This window comes from Actinokineospora pegani (assembly GCF_009745975.1).
Taxonomy (GTDB): Bacteria; Actinomycetota; Actinomycetes; order Mycobacteriales; family Pseudonocardiaceae; genus Actinokineospora; species Actinokineospora pegani.
On sequence record NZ_WHOL01000043.1, the window covers coordinates 1 to 14,550 of the forward strand.

General features: G+C 71.5%; 16 protein-coding genes. 2 read left to right on the forward strand and 14 right to left on the reverse strand.

From position 1 onward, the window contains the following. The 4 genes from GCL84_RS03205 to GCL84_RS03220 all read right to left on the reverse strand — a co-directional run. Positions 1 to 1,070: WXG100 family type VII secretion target (locus GCL84_RS03205; RefSeq protein ID WP_407924357.1), on the reverse strand; the 1,070-nt coding region annotated here is incomplete at its 3' end. A 137-nt stretch (positions 1,071 to 1,207) separates the two neighbouring features. Next, the gene (locus GCL84_RS03210; RefSeq protein WP_156753820.1) at positions 1,208 to 2,047 is read right to left on the reverse strand and encodes an ESX secretion-associated protein EspG; all 840 of its coding nucleotides are present in this window, start codon (positions 2,045 to 2,047) and stop codon (positions 1,208 to 1,210) included. Beyond that, on the reverse strand, positions 2,047 to 2,790 hold the full coding sequence (locus GCL84_RS29125) for a hypothetical protein (protein WP_197522987.1): 744 nt from the start codon (positions 2,788 to 2,790) through the stop codon (positions 2,047 to 2,049). Before GCL84_RS29125 ends, GCL84_RS03210 begins: the two co-directional genes overlap by 1 nt. Before the next feature lie 22 nt (positions 2,791 to 2,812). Further along, on the reverse strand, positions 2,813 to 4,030 hold the full coding sequence (locus tag GCL84_RS03220) for a hypothetical protein (RefSeq protein ID WP_156753822.1): 1,218 nt from the start codon (positions 4,028 to 4,030) through the stop codon (positions 2,813 to 2,815). A 203-nt stretch (positions 4,031 to 4,233) separates the two neighbouring features. Here GCL84_RS03220 and GCL84_RS03225 point away from each other — a divergent pair, with 203 nt between their 5' ends. Together GCL84_RS03225 and GCL84_RS03230 are read left to right on the forward strand one after the other, a co-directional pair. Then, on the forward strand, positions 4,234 to 4,905 hold the full coding sequence (locus GCL84_RS03225; RefSeq protein ID WP_156753823.1) for a metallophosphoesterase family protein: 672 nt from the start codon (positions 4,234 to 4,236) through the stop codon (positions 4,903 to 4,905). Next, the gene (locus GCL84_RS03230) at positions 4,895 to 5,764 is read left to right on the forward strand and encodes a chromosome partitioning protein ParB (RefSeq protein WP_156753824.1); all 870 of its coding nucleotides are present in this window, start codon (positions 4,895 to 4,897) and stop codon (positions 5,762 to 5,764) included. Before GCL84_RS03225 ends, GCL84_RS03230 begins: the two co-directional genes overlap by 11 nt. Before the next feature lie 7 nt (positions 5,765 to 5,771). Here the strand turns inward: GCL84_RS03230 and GCL84_RS03235 are convergent, their stop codons facing one another. From GCL84_RS03235 to GCL84_RS03280, 10 genes are all read right to left on the reverse strand, one after another. After that, positions 5,772 to 6,131, reverse strand: coding sequence for a peptidase inhibitor family I36 protein (locus tag GCL84_RS03235; protein WP_156753825.1), 360 nt, complete (start codon positions 6,129 to 6,131; stop codon positions 5,772 to 5,774). Between the two features lie 110 nt (positions 6,132 to 6,241). After that, positions 6,242 to 7,423, reverse strand: a complete 1,182-nt coding sequence (locus GCL84_RS03240; RefSeq protein WP_156753826.1) for an ABC transporter ATP-binding protein — start codon at positions 7,421 to 7,423, stop codon at positions 6,242 to 6,244. Positions 7,424 to 7,426: 3 nt separating this feature from the next. Further along, positions 7,427 to 8,272: a carbohydrate ABC transporter permease gene (locus GCL84_RS03245; protein ID WP_156753827.1), complete on the reverse strand. Its 846-nt coding sequence runs from the start codon at positions 8,270 to 8,272 to the stop codon at positions 7,427 to 7,429. Further along, positions 8,272 to 9,156, reverse strand: coding sequence for a carbohydrate ABC transporter permease (locus tag GCL84_RS03250; RefSeq protein ID WP_235925965.1), 885 nt, complete (start codon positions 9,154 to 9,156; stop codon positions 8,272 to 8,274). The genes GCL84_RS03245 and GCL84_RS03250 overlap by 1 nt, the downstream gene beginning before the upstream one ends. 74 nt (positions 9,157 to 9,230) lie before the next feature. Then, complete coding sequence (locus GCL84_RS03255) at positions 9,231 to 10,511, reverse strand: ABC transporter substrate-binding protein (protein ID WP_156753856.1); 1,281 nt, start codon at positions 10,509 to 10,511, stop codon at positions 9,231 to 9,233. Positions 10,512 to 10,674: 163 nt separating this feature from the next. Further along, positions 10,675 to 11,205 carry a general stress protein gene (locus tag GCL84_RS03260; protein WP_156753829.1) on the reverse strand — a complete coding sequence of 177 codons (531 nt, stop codon included), beginning with the start codon at positions 11,203 to 11,205 and terminating at the stop codon, positions 10,675 to 10,677. Positions 11,206 to 11,454: 249 nt separating this feature from the next. Then, the gene (locus tag GCL84_RS03265) at positions 11,455 to 12,651 is read right to left on the reverse strand and encodes an acyl-CoA dehydrogenase family protein (protein ID WP_156753830.1); all 1,197 of its coding nucleotides are present in this window, start codon (positions 12,649 to 12,651) and stop codon (positions 11,455 to 11,457) included. A gap of 99 nt (positions 12,652 to 12,750) precedes the next feature. Beyond that, entirely contained in the window at positions 12,751 to 12,936 is a 186-nt protein-coding gene (locus GCL84_RS03270) for a hypothetical protein (protein WP_156753831.1), read from the reverse strand. A 342-nt stretch (positions 12,937 to 13,278) separates the two neighbouring features. Then, positions 13,279 to 13,572 carry a hypothetical protein gene (locus GCL84_RS03275; RefSeq protein ID WP_156753832.1) on the reverse strand — a complete coding sequence of 98 codons (294 nt, stop codon included), beginning with the start codon at positions 13,570 to 13,572 and terminating at the stop codon, positions 13,279 to 13,281. Between the two features lie 110 nt (positions 13,573 to 13,682). Then, positions 13,683 to 14,543, reverse strand: coding sequence for an HpcH/HpaI aldolase/citrate lyase family protein (locus tag GCL84_RS03280; protein ID WP_407924358.1), 861 nt, complete (start codon positions 14,541 to 14,543; stop codon positions 13,683 to 13,685). Positions 14,544 to 14,550 lie beyond the last annotated feature (7 nt).

The window sequence follows — 14,550 nt, forward strand, 5'->3', positions numbered from 1 at the left end:
TGACCGCCCGGGGGCAGTCCGCCGCGGCCGACCCCGGGGATGCCGGGGCGCGCGCCGCCAGAGCCTGGCCGGGCACCGCCGATCGGCAGACCGCCGGGGCCCAGCGAGCCTGGGCTGCCGATGCCGCCGCTGCCGGGGCCCGCGCCCAGGCCGGGGGCGGTGCCGTTGCCCAGGCCGGTGAGGCCCTGCCAGCGCCCCTCCCAGCCGTTGCCGAAGCTGGGCGCGAACGACGGGGTGGTCCCGGAACCGGGGCCGCCGCCGTAGACCGGGGGCTGGGTGGTGTTGACCGGGGTGTGCGCGGGGCCGCCGGGCGGGACCACGCCCTGGCCGGGCACGCCTGCCACGGGTGGGGCTGTCCACGCCGGGTTGGTACCCGGGTCGACGCCGTCGGCGGGTCCGTCGAAGCGCGGGGTGCTGCCGTCGATGCCGAGCACCGCGGTCTCGAAGCGCGTCATGGTCTGCACGGCCTTGCGCTTCATCTTCTTCTTGTTGCTGCCGAAGCCGAACGCGCTGGCGATGCCGCCGATGGCCGCGCCGAACGCGGCGCCGATCGGGCCGCCGACGGCGAAACCCGCCGCCGCGCCGCCACCCGCGGTGGCCAGCCACGGGCTGGAGGGGTTGCCACCGGGCATCGTGGACTGGGCCGAGCGCAGCGCGCCGCCCGCGTCCTCGACCGGCCCGGACATCTGCTGGGCGACGGAGCCGAGCCGGGTCAGCCACACCGCGTTCCGCACCACGGTCATCGACGCCTGCTCCGAGCCGCTGCCGGTCCAGTACTGCAACAGCCTGCTCAACGAGGCGCTCAGCTCCTCGGCGGCGCGGCCGATCTTGTCACCCTGCCGGGACCACTGGTCGGCCAGCATCTCCAACTGCGCGGCGTTGGCGTTGTCGCCGACCATGCGCTGCAGGGACTTGAGCGAGAAGCCGTTCCAGTCGACCCCACCGGTGACGAACCGGTCGTCCTCCTCGCGGCGGCGCCTGCGCGCCTCCTCGGCGGCCCGGCGCGCGGCCTCGGCCCCCCGCGCCGCCTGCGCCATCCTGGCGGCGAGCTGCTCAAGGTTGGCGATCATGCGCCCTCCGCGTGGTCCGGGGAAGTCCGCTGCCCCGGCCGGACGCGCACCCGGTGCCGCACACTCGTTTCCGACCGTCACGGTAACCGATCCCACCGACCATCCGGGAGCGTTCCGAACCCCTATCGCCACACGGCCTAGCGGTACCAGAGCTCCCCGGCGAGATCCCGGAGGGCGAGGTAGAGGTCGTCGCCGGAGAGCGGGTTGACGCTCATCCACTCGGACCCCGGCCTGCCGCCGAGGCGGAACCGCCCGCGCGCGGTGTCGAGCCAGCGCAGCTCGGGGCCGCCCCGCTCCCACCCCGGGCCGCGCGGGTGCGCCACGCCGACCTGGCCGTTGCCGAGCACCGGTTGCAGGTGGGTGGTGAGCCTGCGCGCGGACTGCTCGTCGACGCCGTGCTCGGCCAGCAGCCGGTCGAGGTCGTCGGCGCTGAGCGGGCGGCCCGCGCCCTGGATGGCCCGGTGCGCGGAGTCGAGCGCGCGCCGGGACAGGCTGAACGGGGCCGCCATCGCGGCCGGGTGGTCGGGGACCAGCGCGCACAGGTGGTCGAGGACGGTGTGCGTGCGCAGTGACAGCACGTGCACCCGCCCGCCCGCGCCGTCCTGGGTGACCAGCAGCGCGTCGTCGCGCTGGGCCAGCACGAGCGCGCCGAGCGAGCGGCCGCGCCGGGCCACGAGCGCGTCGACCACGCCGACCCCGGACTCGAGCATGCGCACCAGGTCGGCGGCCAGGCCGCGCGGCCCCCGGGCGTCGGCCAGGCCCTGGGCGGCCAGCCTGGCCCTGGCCGCGGCGTAGCGCGCCCGCTGCTCGGCGCCCGTCGCGCCCTGCGGCTTGATCTTGAGCGGGAACGGCGGCTCGACCTCGGCGAAGGTGCAGAGCAGGTCGATGTCGGCCGGGTCGAGCCAGGCGCCGACCGGCTCGGCCCCGCCGTCCCAGTCCGCCCCGTTGAGCACCCCGGTGGGCAGCTCGCTGACCATCAGCCGTCCATGTTCTGCTCGGTGCGGGCCATCGTCTCCTGGGCGAGCCGCTCGGACTCGGTGTAGGAGTCGCGCACCTTCTCCGCGCTCTCGATGAACTGGTCCATCCGCCGCATGGCCTCGGCGAGCAGGCCGCGCAGGCCGTTGTCGCCGTTGAGCCGGTCGTCGAACTTGCGGGCGAGCTGCTGCCCGACCGGGCTGGTGCCGAGCTGCGGGGTGTAGGCCTCGCCCTGCATGAGCTCGACCCGCGACTGCACCTGGGCCAGGCCGAGGCGGGCGAACTCGACGGCGGTGGCGAAGCCCGCCAGCTTGTCGGGGTCGACGTCCCAGTAGCCCTTGGCCTGCGGGACGGGCTGCTCGACGGGGGCGCTGGGGCCGCCGAGGTGGGGCAGGGTCTCGAACTGGTCCTCCCCCTCGCCGCCGTCCCCGGCCGCGAGCTCGCCGTCCTCGGTGTCGATCACCTCGGCGCTGACGGTGGTGGTCTCGGGTTCGGGCTCCTGCTCGGCGGGCAGCTCGTCGGCGGGGCCGCCGTGCTGGTCGCCGAGCGGGGGGACGGGGGCGGGGGCGCCTGCGGCGGGCGGCGCGGGGGCCGACGCCGCCGGGGGCGGGGTGGTCGGGGCCGGGTCGGGGACCGGCAGCGGCGGCGGGGTGGACGCGTCGGCGACAGGCATCGGCGGCGGGGCCGCCTTCACCCCGCCGTCGGTCGGGGCCTGCTCGGCCAGCAGCGCGTTCTGCTCCTGCATGGTGCTGGTTTCCCTCGCCCTCTCAGAGTCCGATCACCGGCGGCGACGACTTGTCGGTCAACAGGAAGGAGTCCTCGTCGCCGAAGGGGTAGCGCCTGCGGTGCTCGCCGGAGTCGCCGTTCTGGCCGCCCGCCATGCCCGCGCCGCCCATCGGCATGCCGCCCACCGGCGCACCACCCGCGTGAGCACCGCCCGCGGCCGCGGGGGTGATGACACCACCGGTGCCGCCGCGCAGCGCGCCGCCGGGCAGGGCCTCGGTGGCGCCGATGCCGGGCGCGGGGGCCAGCGGGGTGGGGCGGGGCGAGGGCGTGCCGACGGTGTCGGCCACAGCGATGCCACCACCACCACCGCCGCCGCCGTAGCCGCCGCCATAACCGCCGCCGGTCGCGGCGCCGCCGGTCGGGACGCGCTCGGCGGCGCCGGGGAGCGCGGCCGCGGCGGTCTCCTCGTAGCCGGAGGTGGTGGTGCCCCCGGTCAGGTGGTCCCAGCGCTGCTCGGGGTCGGTGGGCCCGGTCGGCGCGGTGGTGTCGACGGGGGTGCTCGGGCCGGTGTCGGAGACGCGCGGGCGCAGCTCGGTGGCGCGCTCCTCGAACTGGGGCGTGGCCTGGTCGATGCCCATCGCCGCGCCCTCGAACCGGCGCATCGCCTCGACCGCGACAGCCTTGAGCTTGGCCTGGTCCTGCTCAGCGGCGAAGGCGCTCTCCGAACCCGACGCGGCCCCGCTGATCGCCGCGGCCAGCGGGCCGCCGGTCTGCTCGGCCAGCGCGGCGCTGTCCGCGGCCTGCGCGGGCGGGGTGGCCGGGGTGACCGGTAGCTGCGGCATGGCGTCCTGGGCGGCCTTGAGCGCGCCCGCCGCCTCCTGCACCGGGTCGCCGATCCTGTAGGCGGTCTCACCGAGGTCGGCCACCCACTGGGCGTTGAGCGCCACGTCGCGGCGGGCCTGCTCGGCCGCCATGCCCGACCAGTAGCCCATCAGCGCGTCGAGGGCGCTGCTGAGCGTGATGGAGGAGTCGACGACCTCGTTGCCCGCGGCGCGCCAGTCGTCGGCGAGCCGCTCGAGCTGCGGGACGCTGGCCTTGTCCGAGACCATGGCGATCAGGTCGGCCAGCTCGAAGCTCTCCCACTTGGTCCCGCCCTCGACGTAGAGGTCGTCGGCCGGGATGCCCGCCCCCACGGCGCCCCCCGGCGCGGCGGTCGTGGTCGAGCTGTCGGCCTGGCCGTCTGGCTGCGCCGTCGCCATCGCGAACTCCCCTCGGCGGCATGGCCTGCCGCCGTCCCCGTGGACCTGCTGACCTGCGGACGCGCCGAACGGAGGCCCGAACGCTCGCTTCCGACCGTACAAATCTAACGTGTTGGACGGGCAGCGAGCACAAACCGTTCCCTTCCGCGCACGTCGTGCTCACCGAAGTCACACCACCACCCGGTCGGACGTAGCCTGCTGAGGTGCCCAAGGTGCTCACGGTTTCGGACGAGGTTGTCGAGGACCTCTGGACGGCCAAGGTGCGCGCGCACCAGGTCGATCTGGTCCTCGCCGCGGGCGACCTGCCCTACGACTACCTGGAGTTCCTCGCCGACGCGCTGGACCGCCCGTGCGTGTTCGTCCCGGGCAACCACGACGCCGACCTGACCGGCTACCGCCGCTCCTCGGCGGGCCTGTGGACCCGCGACGGGCTGCCCACGCCCTACCCGGGGCCGACCGGCGCGGTCAACGCCGACGGCAGGGTGGTGGACGTCGGCGGGCTGCGCATCGCGGGCCTGGGCGGGTCGATCCGGTACAACACCGGCCCCAACCAGTGGACCGAGCGCCAGATGGCCCGCCGGGCCCGCCGGGTGCGCCGCCGGGCCGGACTGCGCAGGCTCCGCGACGGCCGCGGTGTCGACGTGCTGCTCACCCACTCCCCACCGCGCGGCTGCGGCGACCGCGAGGACCGGGCGCACCGGGGCTTCTCCTGCCTGCACGGGGCGGTGGCGGCGCTGCGACCCGGCCTGCTCGTGCACGGGCACATCCACCCACACGGGGAGGCTGTGCCCGATCGGGACATGGGCGGCACGCGCGTGGTCAACACTGTCGGGTACCGGATCCTGGACATCCCGGAGGGCCGCCATGGCGCGTGACACCGGCTTCCCCGCCGCGGACGCGGAGAACGACTTCCTGCGCATGCGCAGGCGCCAGGTGCTGTCCCGACTCGGCGCGTGGCTGCGCCGCGAGCCGGACGACGTGAACATCATGCTGCCCTTCGACGAGGTGGTGGCCGCGCTGGGCCGCCTCGGCGAGCGCAGGCTGGGCCTGCGGGTGGTCGAACTGGACTCCGTCGTCGGCTCGGTGGACCGCACCCGCGACTTCGACCGCCGCTTCCGCCCCACCTCCGCCACCTCCCGCCAGCGCTGGCAGCGCCTGGCCCTGGCCCAGCGCCGCGGCGAGTCGGTCCCGCCGATCGAGGTCTACCGCATCGGCGACCTGCACTTCGTCGTCGACGGGCACCACCGGGTCTCGGTGGCCCTGGCACTGGGCCTGGGCACCATCGACGCCAACGTCACCGAGATCGTCACCCGCATCTCCGCGGCGGGCATCCGCTACCGCGGCGACCTGATCGTCAAGGACTTCCGCCGCATCTTCCTGGACCGGGTCCCGCTCGCGGCCCAGGCCAGGGAGTCCATCACCCTGACCGACGGCTGGGACTACGCCGAGCTGTCCGAGGCCGTGGAGGCCTGGGGCTACCGCCTGATGCAGGACGAACAGGTCTTCCTCGACCGCGCCACGGTGGCCCGCCGCTGGTACGAGGAGGAGTTCGTGCCGGTCGTGGCCATGGTCCGGCAGGCCGGGCTGATCACCACCGAGACCGAGGCCGAGGCCTACCTCTGGGTCATCTGCGAGCGCTACCGCCTCATCCGCTCGCACGCCTGGACCGACGACGTGCTCACCTCCCTGCGCTCCGCGGACCACTCGCCCACGACCCGGCGCTCCCGGGCGTGAGTGGCGGTCACCAGATCTGGAAAGCCCTGACCACGTACGGGGCGTCCGGCACGTACGACCCGCCGCCTGGGTAAGTCGAGAAGTCGCCTTCCGTCGCGCACTCCCGGCTCTGGTACACCGTGACGTGCCGGTCCATGCGGTTGACGAACGACAGGACGTCCACCGCGGACGGCAACGGCACGCACTCCTCCGGATTCGTGTCCGCGAGGGAGTGCTTGTACACCGCCCCGCGAAAGGTCGAACCCGTCCAGAAGCAGACCTCTCCCCTGGCGCAGTCGAAGTCGGAAGCGGCGGCGACGCCTGCGCCGAGGAGCCCGGCGAGGGTGGCGCACAGGGCGACGAGCAGCACTCGGGTGCGGTTGAGCATGGCTGGAAACTCCTTGTCCCCGGGGCCTTCCCGCTGATCGGGAGGGCCGCCGGGGACAAGGGTGGGGCAAAACCGGAAATCCCGCGAACAGTTGTCCACAGGCTCCTCGGTCACGACTCCAAGGTCAGGTTCCGGCCGTCCTGGGGGTCGAAGATCTGGATCTTGTCCGAGTCGAACCAGACCTCGAGCGAAGCGCCCTCGGCGGCCGCGGACGCCGCCGAGAGGCGGGTGACGAGCTGGGAACCGGAGTCGCTGGAGTCGGTGGAGCCCAGGTCGGCGGCGAGTTCGTCCAGTTCGGCCGAGGTGGCGGTGTCGCCGTCGACGGTGAAGTAGGCGAACTTGTCCGAGCCCATGGACTCCAGGACGTCGACGGTGGCGGTGAAGGCGCCACCCGAGGCCTTGGCGGAGTCGTCGAGCAGGGCCGCGTCCTCGAAGTGCTCGGGGCGCAGGCCGACGACCACCTCGCGGGGGGCGTTGGCCGACTCGACCAGCGAGCGGATCCGGTCAGTCAGCGGGAAGGCGCCCAGCGGGGTGCTGAGCTGCCCGTTCTCCAGCGACCCCGGCACGAAGTTCATCGACGGGGAGCCGATGAACCCGGCCACGAACAGGTTCTTGGGCTGCTCGTAGAGGAACTGCGGGGAGCCGATCTGCTGCACCAGGCCGCCGCGCATGACCACGACCCGGTCGCCCAGGGTCATCGCCTCGGTCTGGTCGTGGGTGACGTAGACGGTCGTGGTGCCCAGGCGGCGTTGCAGCTTCGACACCGAGGTGCGCATCTGCACGCGCAGCTTGGCGTCCAGGTTGGACAGCGGCTCGTCCATCAGGAACGCCTTGGGGTCGCGCACGATCGCGCGGCCCATCGCCACCCGCTGCCGCTGGCCACCGGACAGGTTGCCCGGCTTGCGGTCCAGGTGCTGGCCCAGGTCGAGGATGCGCGCGGCCTCCTCCACCTTCTTGGTCACGGTGTCCTTGTCGACCTTGGCCAGCCGCAGCGGGAACGCCATGTTCTCGCGGACGCTCATGTGCGGGTAGAGCGCGTAGGACTGGAACACCATCGCGATGTCGCGGTCCTTGGGCGCGCGCTCGTTGACCCGCTGGCCGTCGATGCGCAGTTCCCCGGTGGTGATGTCCTCCAGGCCCGCGATCATGTTGAGCGTGGTCGACTTCCCGCAGCCGGAGGGGCCGACCAGGATGATGAACTCGCCGTCGGCGATGGTGATGTCCACATCGGACACCGCGAGCGCGCCGTCCGGGTAGCGCTTGGTGACCTTGTCCAGAACGATCTCTGCCATAGCTCAGCCCTTCACGGCGCCCGAGGTCAGCCCCGCGACGATGCGGCGCTGGAAGAACAACACGAACAGGATGATCGGGATGGTGATCACGACGGCGGCCGCCGAGATCGTCCCGGTGGGGTCCTCGAACTGCGACGACCCGGTGAAGAACGACAGCGCCGCCGGGACCGTGCGCGAGGCCTCGGTGGAGGTCAGCGAGATCGCGAACAGGAAGTCGTTCCAGCAGAAGATGAACACCAGGATCGCCGTGGTGAACACCCCGGGCGCGGCCAGCGGCGCGATGACCCGGCGGAACGCCTGGGCCGGGGTCGCGCCGTCCATCTTCGCCGCCTTCTCCAGCTCCCACGGGATCTCGCGGAAGAACGCCGAGAGGGTGTAGATCGCCAGCGGCAGCGCGAAGGTGATGTAGGGCAGGATCAGGCCCGGCCAGGTGTCGAACAGCCCGAGCGAGCGCTCCATCTCGAACAGCGGCGAGACCAGCGAGACCTGCGGGAACATCGCGATCAGCAGCGAGACACCGACGAGCGCCTGCTTGCCGGGAAAGTCCAGCCGGGCGATGGCGTAGGCGGCCATCGTGCCCAGCACCACGGCGATGGCGGTGGCGATCAGCGCGATGCCGATGGAGTTGAACAGGGCGCGCAGGAACTCGTTGGTGGTGAAGATGTCCTTGTAGTTCTGCAAGGTCCACGACCGGGGGATGAAGTTCCCGTCGGCGATGGTCTCCTTGGTCTTGAACGACAGCGACACGATCCACAGCACCGGGACCAGCGCGTACACGACGACGATGACGTCGAGCACCGCCCAGCGGGCCTTGGCGCCGGTGCCCGAGGTGGCTCCGATGACGGCCATCAGCGCTTACCCCCGTTGTCACTGCCCGGCGCGGAGGTGCCGAACACCTTGATGAAGATGAACGCGATCACCGCGACCGCCAGGAAGATCAAGACTGACATCGTCGAGCCGATGCCGAGGTTCAACCCCTTGATCAGGTTGTTGTAGGTCTGCATGGACACCGACCCGGTCTGCTGCGCGCCGTTGGTGAGCACGAAGATGTTGTCGAAGATCCGGAACGCGTCCAGGGTGCGGAACAGCAGCGCCACCAGGATGGCGGGCTTCATCACCGGGATCATGACCTTGGTGAACCGCTGCCACGCGCTCGCGCCGTCCATCGACGCGGCCTTGAGCAGGTCGTCCGGCACCAGGGCCAGGCCCGCCATCAGCAGCAGCGCCATGAACGGCACCGTCTTCCACACCTCGGCGAGGGTGATGATGGCCAGCGCGGGCACCCGCTGGGTGAGCAGGTCGGACTCCGGGGCGAGCAGCGCGGCGAGGTAGCCGGTGTCCTTGGTCCAGGCGTAGCGCCAGGAGAAGGCGGCCACCACGGTCACGATGCCGTAGGGGATCAGCGCGACGGTGCGCACCAGGCCCCTGGCCACGATCGTGCGGTGCATGATCAGCGCCAGCGCCATGCCGAGCACCAGCTCGATGACCACCGACACGACGGTGATCAGGCTGGTCACCCCGAACGAGGTCCACCAGTAGGAGTTGGTGAGCACGGTGATGTAGTTCTCCAGCCCGATGAACTCGCGCTGGTCGGGGAACCGCAGGTCGTAGCGCTGCAGCGACAGCCACAGCGAGTAGAAGATCGGGTAGCCGGTGACGGCGATCATCACCAGCGCGGCGGGGGCGCAGAGCAGCAGCCCGAGCTTGCGCTCGGCCCTCTTGCCCTCGCTCACCGCCTTCCGCTTGCCCTTCTCGGCGTCCGGGGCGGGGTCCTGCGCCGCCTCGGCGCCCGCGTCCGCGGTGTGGCTCACGGCAGCACTCCCTTCGAGTCGAGAGCGTCCTGCAGCTCCTCGCGCAGGCGCTGGGCGGTGGCCTGCGGATCGATGGCGGACGGCGGCGAGAGGATGGTGGAGATCAGGGTCGAGACGTTCTGGTAGGCCGGGGTGATCGGCCGCGGCGCGGGCTTCTTGAGCTCGGCAAGGATCGCCTCGCGCATCGGGTACGGCTCAGCCATCTCCGGGTCGTCGTAGACGGCCTCGATGGTCGGCGGCACGCCGGAGTTGATCGCGGAGAACTTCTGGTTCTCGGCGTTGCGCAGGCACTTGACCGCCTCGAACGCCGCGGGCTTGTGCCTCGAGTACTCGCTGACGGCCAGGTTGAACCCGCCGATGGTGGCGGTGCCGGTCTTGTCCTCGTCGATGGCCGGGTAGGGCGCCCACTTGAAGTGCTCGAACAGCTCCGGGTTGGCCTCCTTCATCGCGGCGTGGACGAACGGCCAGTTGAGCATGAAGGCCGCGTCGCCCTTCTGGTAGTCCAGCCGGATCGAGTCCTCCTTGGCGTTGGACAGCGACGCGCTGGCCACCGGGGAGGACGCGAGGTCCTTGAGCGCCCGCAACGCCTCGACCGCGCCCTCGTCGACGATCGCCTTGGTGGAGTCGTCGGAGAGGATCTTGCCGCCCGCGCCGCCCACGAGCGTGTTGAACTGCACCACGAGGCCCTCGTACTGGGCGCCGGTCAGCAGGACCGTGCTCGGCTTGCCCTGGGCCCTGAGATCCTCGGCCATCGACAGCATCTCCGACCACGACTTCGGCGGGGTCGGGGTGACGTCGTCGCGGTACCACAGCAACTGCACGTTGGTGTTCTTCGGCGCGGCGTAGAGCTTGTCCTTCCACCGCGCCGTCCGCAGTGGACCCGGCAGCGTGCCGTCCTCCACTTCGGACTTGTCCACTCCGGTCCACTCGGCGATCCAGCCCGCCTCGGCGAACTCGGCCACCCACGTGACGTCCAGGCCGAGGACGTCCATCTCCGTGTCGCCCGCCGCCAGCCTGCGCACCATCTGCTCGCGCTGGCCGTCGGCCTCGCGCGGGAGGGTGTTCAGCACGACCTGGTACCGGCCGCCCGCCGCCTCGTTGCACGCGGCGACGACCTGTTCGAAGTTCTCCTCCGACGGGTAGTAGACGTTGACGACGGTGCCCCCGCCGTCGGACCCGCATGCCGCCACCGCGGAGGACGCCAACACCGCAGCACCCAGTGCTGTCAGCGCGCGTCGCCACCGGCGGCCGGGAATTCGATTCACCGTGCCCTCCATTCCGACGGGCACGCCGAGGACGCGGTGCGCGCCGCCGGACCGGCGTCGACCAGCACCTCGCCGTGCCTCACCCGGCACGCGAATCCGGTCAAGTCGCCCGCGCACCGGGTGAGCAGAACCTAAGCCCGGTGATCACACCCCGCAATTCGATGTGGTGTTCGGGCTAACCCGCGCGCCCGCTCGGGCCCATCGCGAACTTGGCCAGCAGGTCGCGGCCGCGCTCGGCGTTGCGCGGCTGGGTCAGCACGTCGTAGCGGCCCGCCACGAGCTGGGTGGCGCTGGCGATCTGCTTGCCCCCGCCGCGGCGGGTCGTGGCGAAGCCGACGGCGGCGAACACCATGCCGAAGACCACACCCGCGACCAGGCCGACCAGGATCGGGGCGAACGAGGTCTGCTGCTGGGAGAACAGCCCGAGCAGCAGCCCGACGAACAGACCGAACCAGGCGCCGGACAGCGCGCCGGTGCCCAGCACCTTGGGCCAGCTCAGCCGCCCGATCACCCGCTCGACCAGCATCAGGTCGACGCCGACGATCGTGACGTCCTCCACGGGGAACTCGCTGGTCGCCAGGTGCTGCACGGCGCTGCGGGCTTCTTGGTAGGTGTCGTAGGAGCCGATCGGCCATCCGGTCGGCGGTGTCGGAACCTTGGGGGGACCCTGGTTCGCTCGCCCAGGGCCGGAGAACGCACCGGTCATGCCCACAGTCTGCCAACTCGGGAACAACCGTGCGAACCCGACAGCCCACCTCTCAGCCGCCTATCAGCTCCCACCGCTGGTCCGGACGGGGTCAACCGCCGGATCGGCGGGGGTGGACGCGGGGTCCGGCGCCTACCCCGGCAGGAGGGCCGTCGAGGCCGTGGGGTCCGCCGGGTAGCGGCGGGGAGTGGGCGGACAGCGGAGGCGGCGCCCCGGGGGGGGCGCCGCCTCCGCTGGTGGTCCGAGGGGTCAGCCGCGGGACTTGTACTCGCGCAGCAGGCCGCGGGAGATGATCGTCTTCTGGATCTCGCTGGTGCCCTCGCCGATGAGCAGGAACGGGGCCTCGCGCATGAGGCGCTCGATCTCGTACTCCTTGGAGTAGCCGTAGCCGCCGTGGATGCGGAAGGACTCCTGGGTGACCTCGGCGCAGTACTCCGAGGCGATGAGCTTGGCCATGCCCGCCTCGACGTCGTTGCGGGCGCCGGAGTCCTTCAGGCGCGCGGCGTTGACCATCATCAGGTGCGCGGCCTCGACCTTGGTGGCCATCTCGGCGAGCTTGAAGGCGATGGCCTGGTGCTCGGCGATGGCCTTGCCGAAGGTCTTGCGCTGCTGGGCGTACTCGACGGCCAGTTCGAACGCGCGGATCGCGATGCCGCAGGCGCGGGCGGCGACGTTGACCCGGCCGACCTCGACACCGTCCATCATGTACGAGAAGCCCTTGCCGGGCTGCTCGCCGAGGACCTTGTCGGCGCCGATCTTGAAGCCGTCGAACACGGCCTCGGTGGTGTCGACGCCCTTGTAGCCCATCTTGTCGATCTTGCCGGGGATGGTGAGGCCGGGCGCGACCTCGCCGAAGCCCTCGGTCTTGTCGACCAGGAACGTCGTCAGGTTCTGGTGCGGCTTCTCCGCGCCCTCGTCGGTCTTGGCCAGCAGGGCGATGAGGTTGGAGCTGCCACCGTTGGTCAGCCACATCTTGGCGCCGTCGATGGTGTAGCCGTCGCCGTCCTTCTTGGCCCGGGTCTTGATGGCGGCGACGTCGGAGCCCAGGTCCGGCTCGGACATCGAGAAGGAGCCGCGGATCTCACCGGCGGCCATCTTCGGCAGGTAGTGCTGCTTCTGCGCGTCGGTGCCGTGCTGCTTGATCATGTGCGCCACGATGAAGTGGGTGTTGATCACACCGGACACGCTCATCCACCCGCGGGCGATCTGCTCGACGACCAGCGCGTAGGTCAGCAGCGACTCGCCGAGGCCGCCGTACTCCTCCGGGATGGTGAGGCCGAACAGCCCCATCTCCTTCATGCCCTCGACGATGTCCTTGGGGTACTCGTCGGCGTGCTCCAGAGCCTGGGCGTTAGGGATGATCTCCTTGTCCACGAAGTCCTTGACCGTGGACAGGATCTCCTGCTGCACGTCGGTCAAACCGGCGGTCTGGGCGAGGCGGGCCATGCGAGCTCCCTGTTTGCGGCGAAATAGTTACCCGCCAGTATCCACCGGTTAACGCCCGTTCGCGCCCCGCAAGTGCTGGGGATCTCAGACCGGCTCGATTCAGCCCGCGGCGAGCTCCAGCGTGGTGCCGCAGTCCTTGCACCCCGCGGCGAGGACGTAGACGTCGGCGCCGCAGTCCACGCACTCCTGGAAGCTGCGGTCCATCAGGTCGTCCTGGCGGCGGCGGCGACCAGTGAAGACGCTGAGCACGCTGCGGGACTCGGAAGGGAGGCTGTGTCTACCCATGGGCACATGACACATGCGGGATGGGCGTGCTGCAAGACCCGAGTCGTGACTTGTGCGTTATGTCACCGCAACCTTTGACCCTCTGTTACGTCCTTGACCTGCACAGTTATCTTTTCGTGATCATCCAGACCTGGTAACGGGATCGTGACGCTCCGATGTCATGGCTGTTCACCAGCCATGGACTGACCGCGAAGTCGAACTCACGGGTAACCACCCGTTCGTGACGATCGGGACGACCCAGACGACCGGTTCCGGCCAATGTGCGCGAGCAAAGACCCGAACTCGGGCCGATCCGGCCCGCAGGGGCGGCAGGAGTCGGAGGCCGTAAGGAAGTGAACGGGGTCACGTCAGCGCCTGGCCCGTGCTGTCGAACGCGCCGACGAACTCCAGCACGCTGACCCGGAAGTGCCAGGAGGACACCGCGCCCTCTATGTGCACCAGCAGGGACCCGTCCTGCGCCCGGAAGACCAGCCTGCTCCTGGGGTTGCGCGGTCGCTCCGGCCGCAACCCCCTGGCCAGCACCAGCGCCCGGTCCTGGGCGGCGGCCAACGTCCCGACCTGCTCGTAGTGAGTCACCTGCCACTGCGAGACGTCCCGGTTTCCCTGCCGGTTCGCCTCGACCACCACAGACCACACCGGGCACTCCCTCGTTCGTCCTGCCCAGACCGACGAACGCGGGGCCCGGCCGGTTCCCCGGGACGCCGACCGCCCCGGCCGAGGACGACCGGGGCGGCGGGGAACACGACCTAGCCCCGCGAGGCGATGGCCTCCGCGACGGCCAGGACGCGGCGGGCGTTGTCCACGTGCAGGTTCTCGATCATGCGGCCGTCGACCGTGACGACGCCGCGGCCCTCGGCCGTGGCGGTCTCGAAGGCCTCGATGATCTTCCGGGACTGGGCGACCTCGTCTTCGGAGGGGGCGAAGACCCGGTTGCACGGCTCGACCTGGCCCGGGTGGATCAGGGTCTTGCCGTCGAAGCCGAACTGGCGGCCCTGGGTGCACTCGTCGGCGAAGCCCTCGATGTCGCGCACGTCGTTGTAGACGCCGTCGAGGATGACCTTGCCGGTGGCGCGGGCGGCGAGCAGGGCCAGCGACAGGCCGCCGAGCAGCGGGGCGCGACCGGGGACGTGCTCGGCGTGCAGCTCCTTGGCCAGGTCGTTGGTGCCCATGACCAGCACCGTGAGGCGGTCGGAGGCCGAGGCGATGTCGTGGGCGCGCAGCATCGCGATCGGGGTCTCGACCATCGCCCAGATCTTGGTGCGGTCGGGGGCCCCGGCCGCCTCCAGCGCCTTCTCGATCCGGTGCACCTCGGCGGCGGAGTTGACCTTGGGGACGACGATGGCGTCCGGCCCCGCCTCGGCGGCGGCGCGCAGGTCGTCGGCGTGCCACTCGGTGTCCAGACCGTTGACCCGGATGGTCAGCTCGCGGTTGCCGTACTCGCCGGACGTGGCGGCGGCGCACACCCTGGCCCGGCCGTCGGCCTTGGCGTCCGGGGCGACGGAGTCCTCCAGGTCGAGGATCAGCGCGTCGACGTCGAGGGTCTTGGCCTTCTCCAGCGCGCGCTCGTTGGCGCCGGGCATGTAGAGCACGGAGCGGCGGGGCCGCAGCAGGACC

Bases quoted from the DNA above. Each gene is read 5' to 3' on its own strand.
- GCL84_RS03210 (WP_156753820.1), bottom strand. From the start codon at position 2,047: ATGGTCAGCGAGCTGCCCACCGGGGTGCTCAACGGGGCGGACTGGGAC.
- GCL84_RS29125 (WP_197522987.1), bottom strand. From the start codon at position 2,790: ATGCAGGAGCAGAACGCGCTGCTGGCCGAGCAGGCCCCGACCGACGGC.
- GCL84_RS03220 (WP_156753822.1), bottom strand. From the start codon at position 4,030: ATGGCGACGGCGCAGCCAGACGGCCAGGCCGACAGCTCGACCACGACC.
- GCL84_RS03230 (WP_156753824.1), top strand. From the start codon at position 4,895: ATGGCGCGTGACACCGGCTTCCCCGCCGCGGACGCGGAGAACGACTTC.
- GCL84_RS03235 (WP_156753825.1), bottom strand. From the start codon at position 6,131: ATGCTCAACCGCACCCGAGTGCTGCTCGTCGCCCTGTGCGCCACCCTC.
- GCL84_RS03240 (WP_156753826.1), bottom strand. From the start codon at position 7,423: ATGGCAGAGATCGTTCTGGACAAGGTCACCAAGCGCTACCCGGACGGC.
- GCL84_RS03245 (WP_156753827.1), bottom strand. From the start codon at position 8,272: ATGGCCGTCATCGGAGCCACCTCGGGCACCGGCGCCAAGGCCCGCTGG.
- GCL84_RS03255 (WP_156753856.1), bottom strand. From the start codon at position 10,511: ATGGAGGGCACGGTGAATCGAATTCCCGGCCGCCGGTGGCGACGCGCG.
- GCL84_RS03260 (WP_156753829.1), bottom strand. From the start codon at position 11,205: ATGACCGGTGCGTTCTCCGGCCCTGGGCGAGCGAACCAGGGTCCCCCC.
- GCL84_RS03265 (WP_156753830.1), bottom strand. From the start codon at position 12,651: ATGGCCCGCCTCGCCCAGACCGCCGGTTTGACCGACGTGCAGCAGGAG.
- GCL84_RS03270 (WP_156753831.1), bottom strand. From the start codon at position 12,936: ATGGGTAGACACAGCCTCCCTTCCGAGTCCCGCAGCGTGCTCAGCGTC.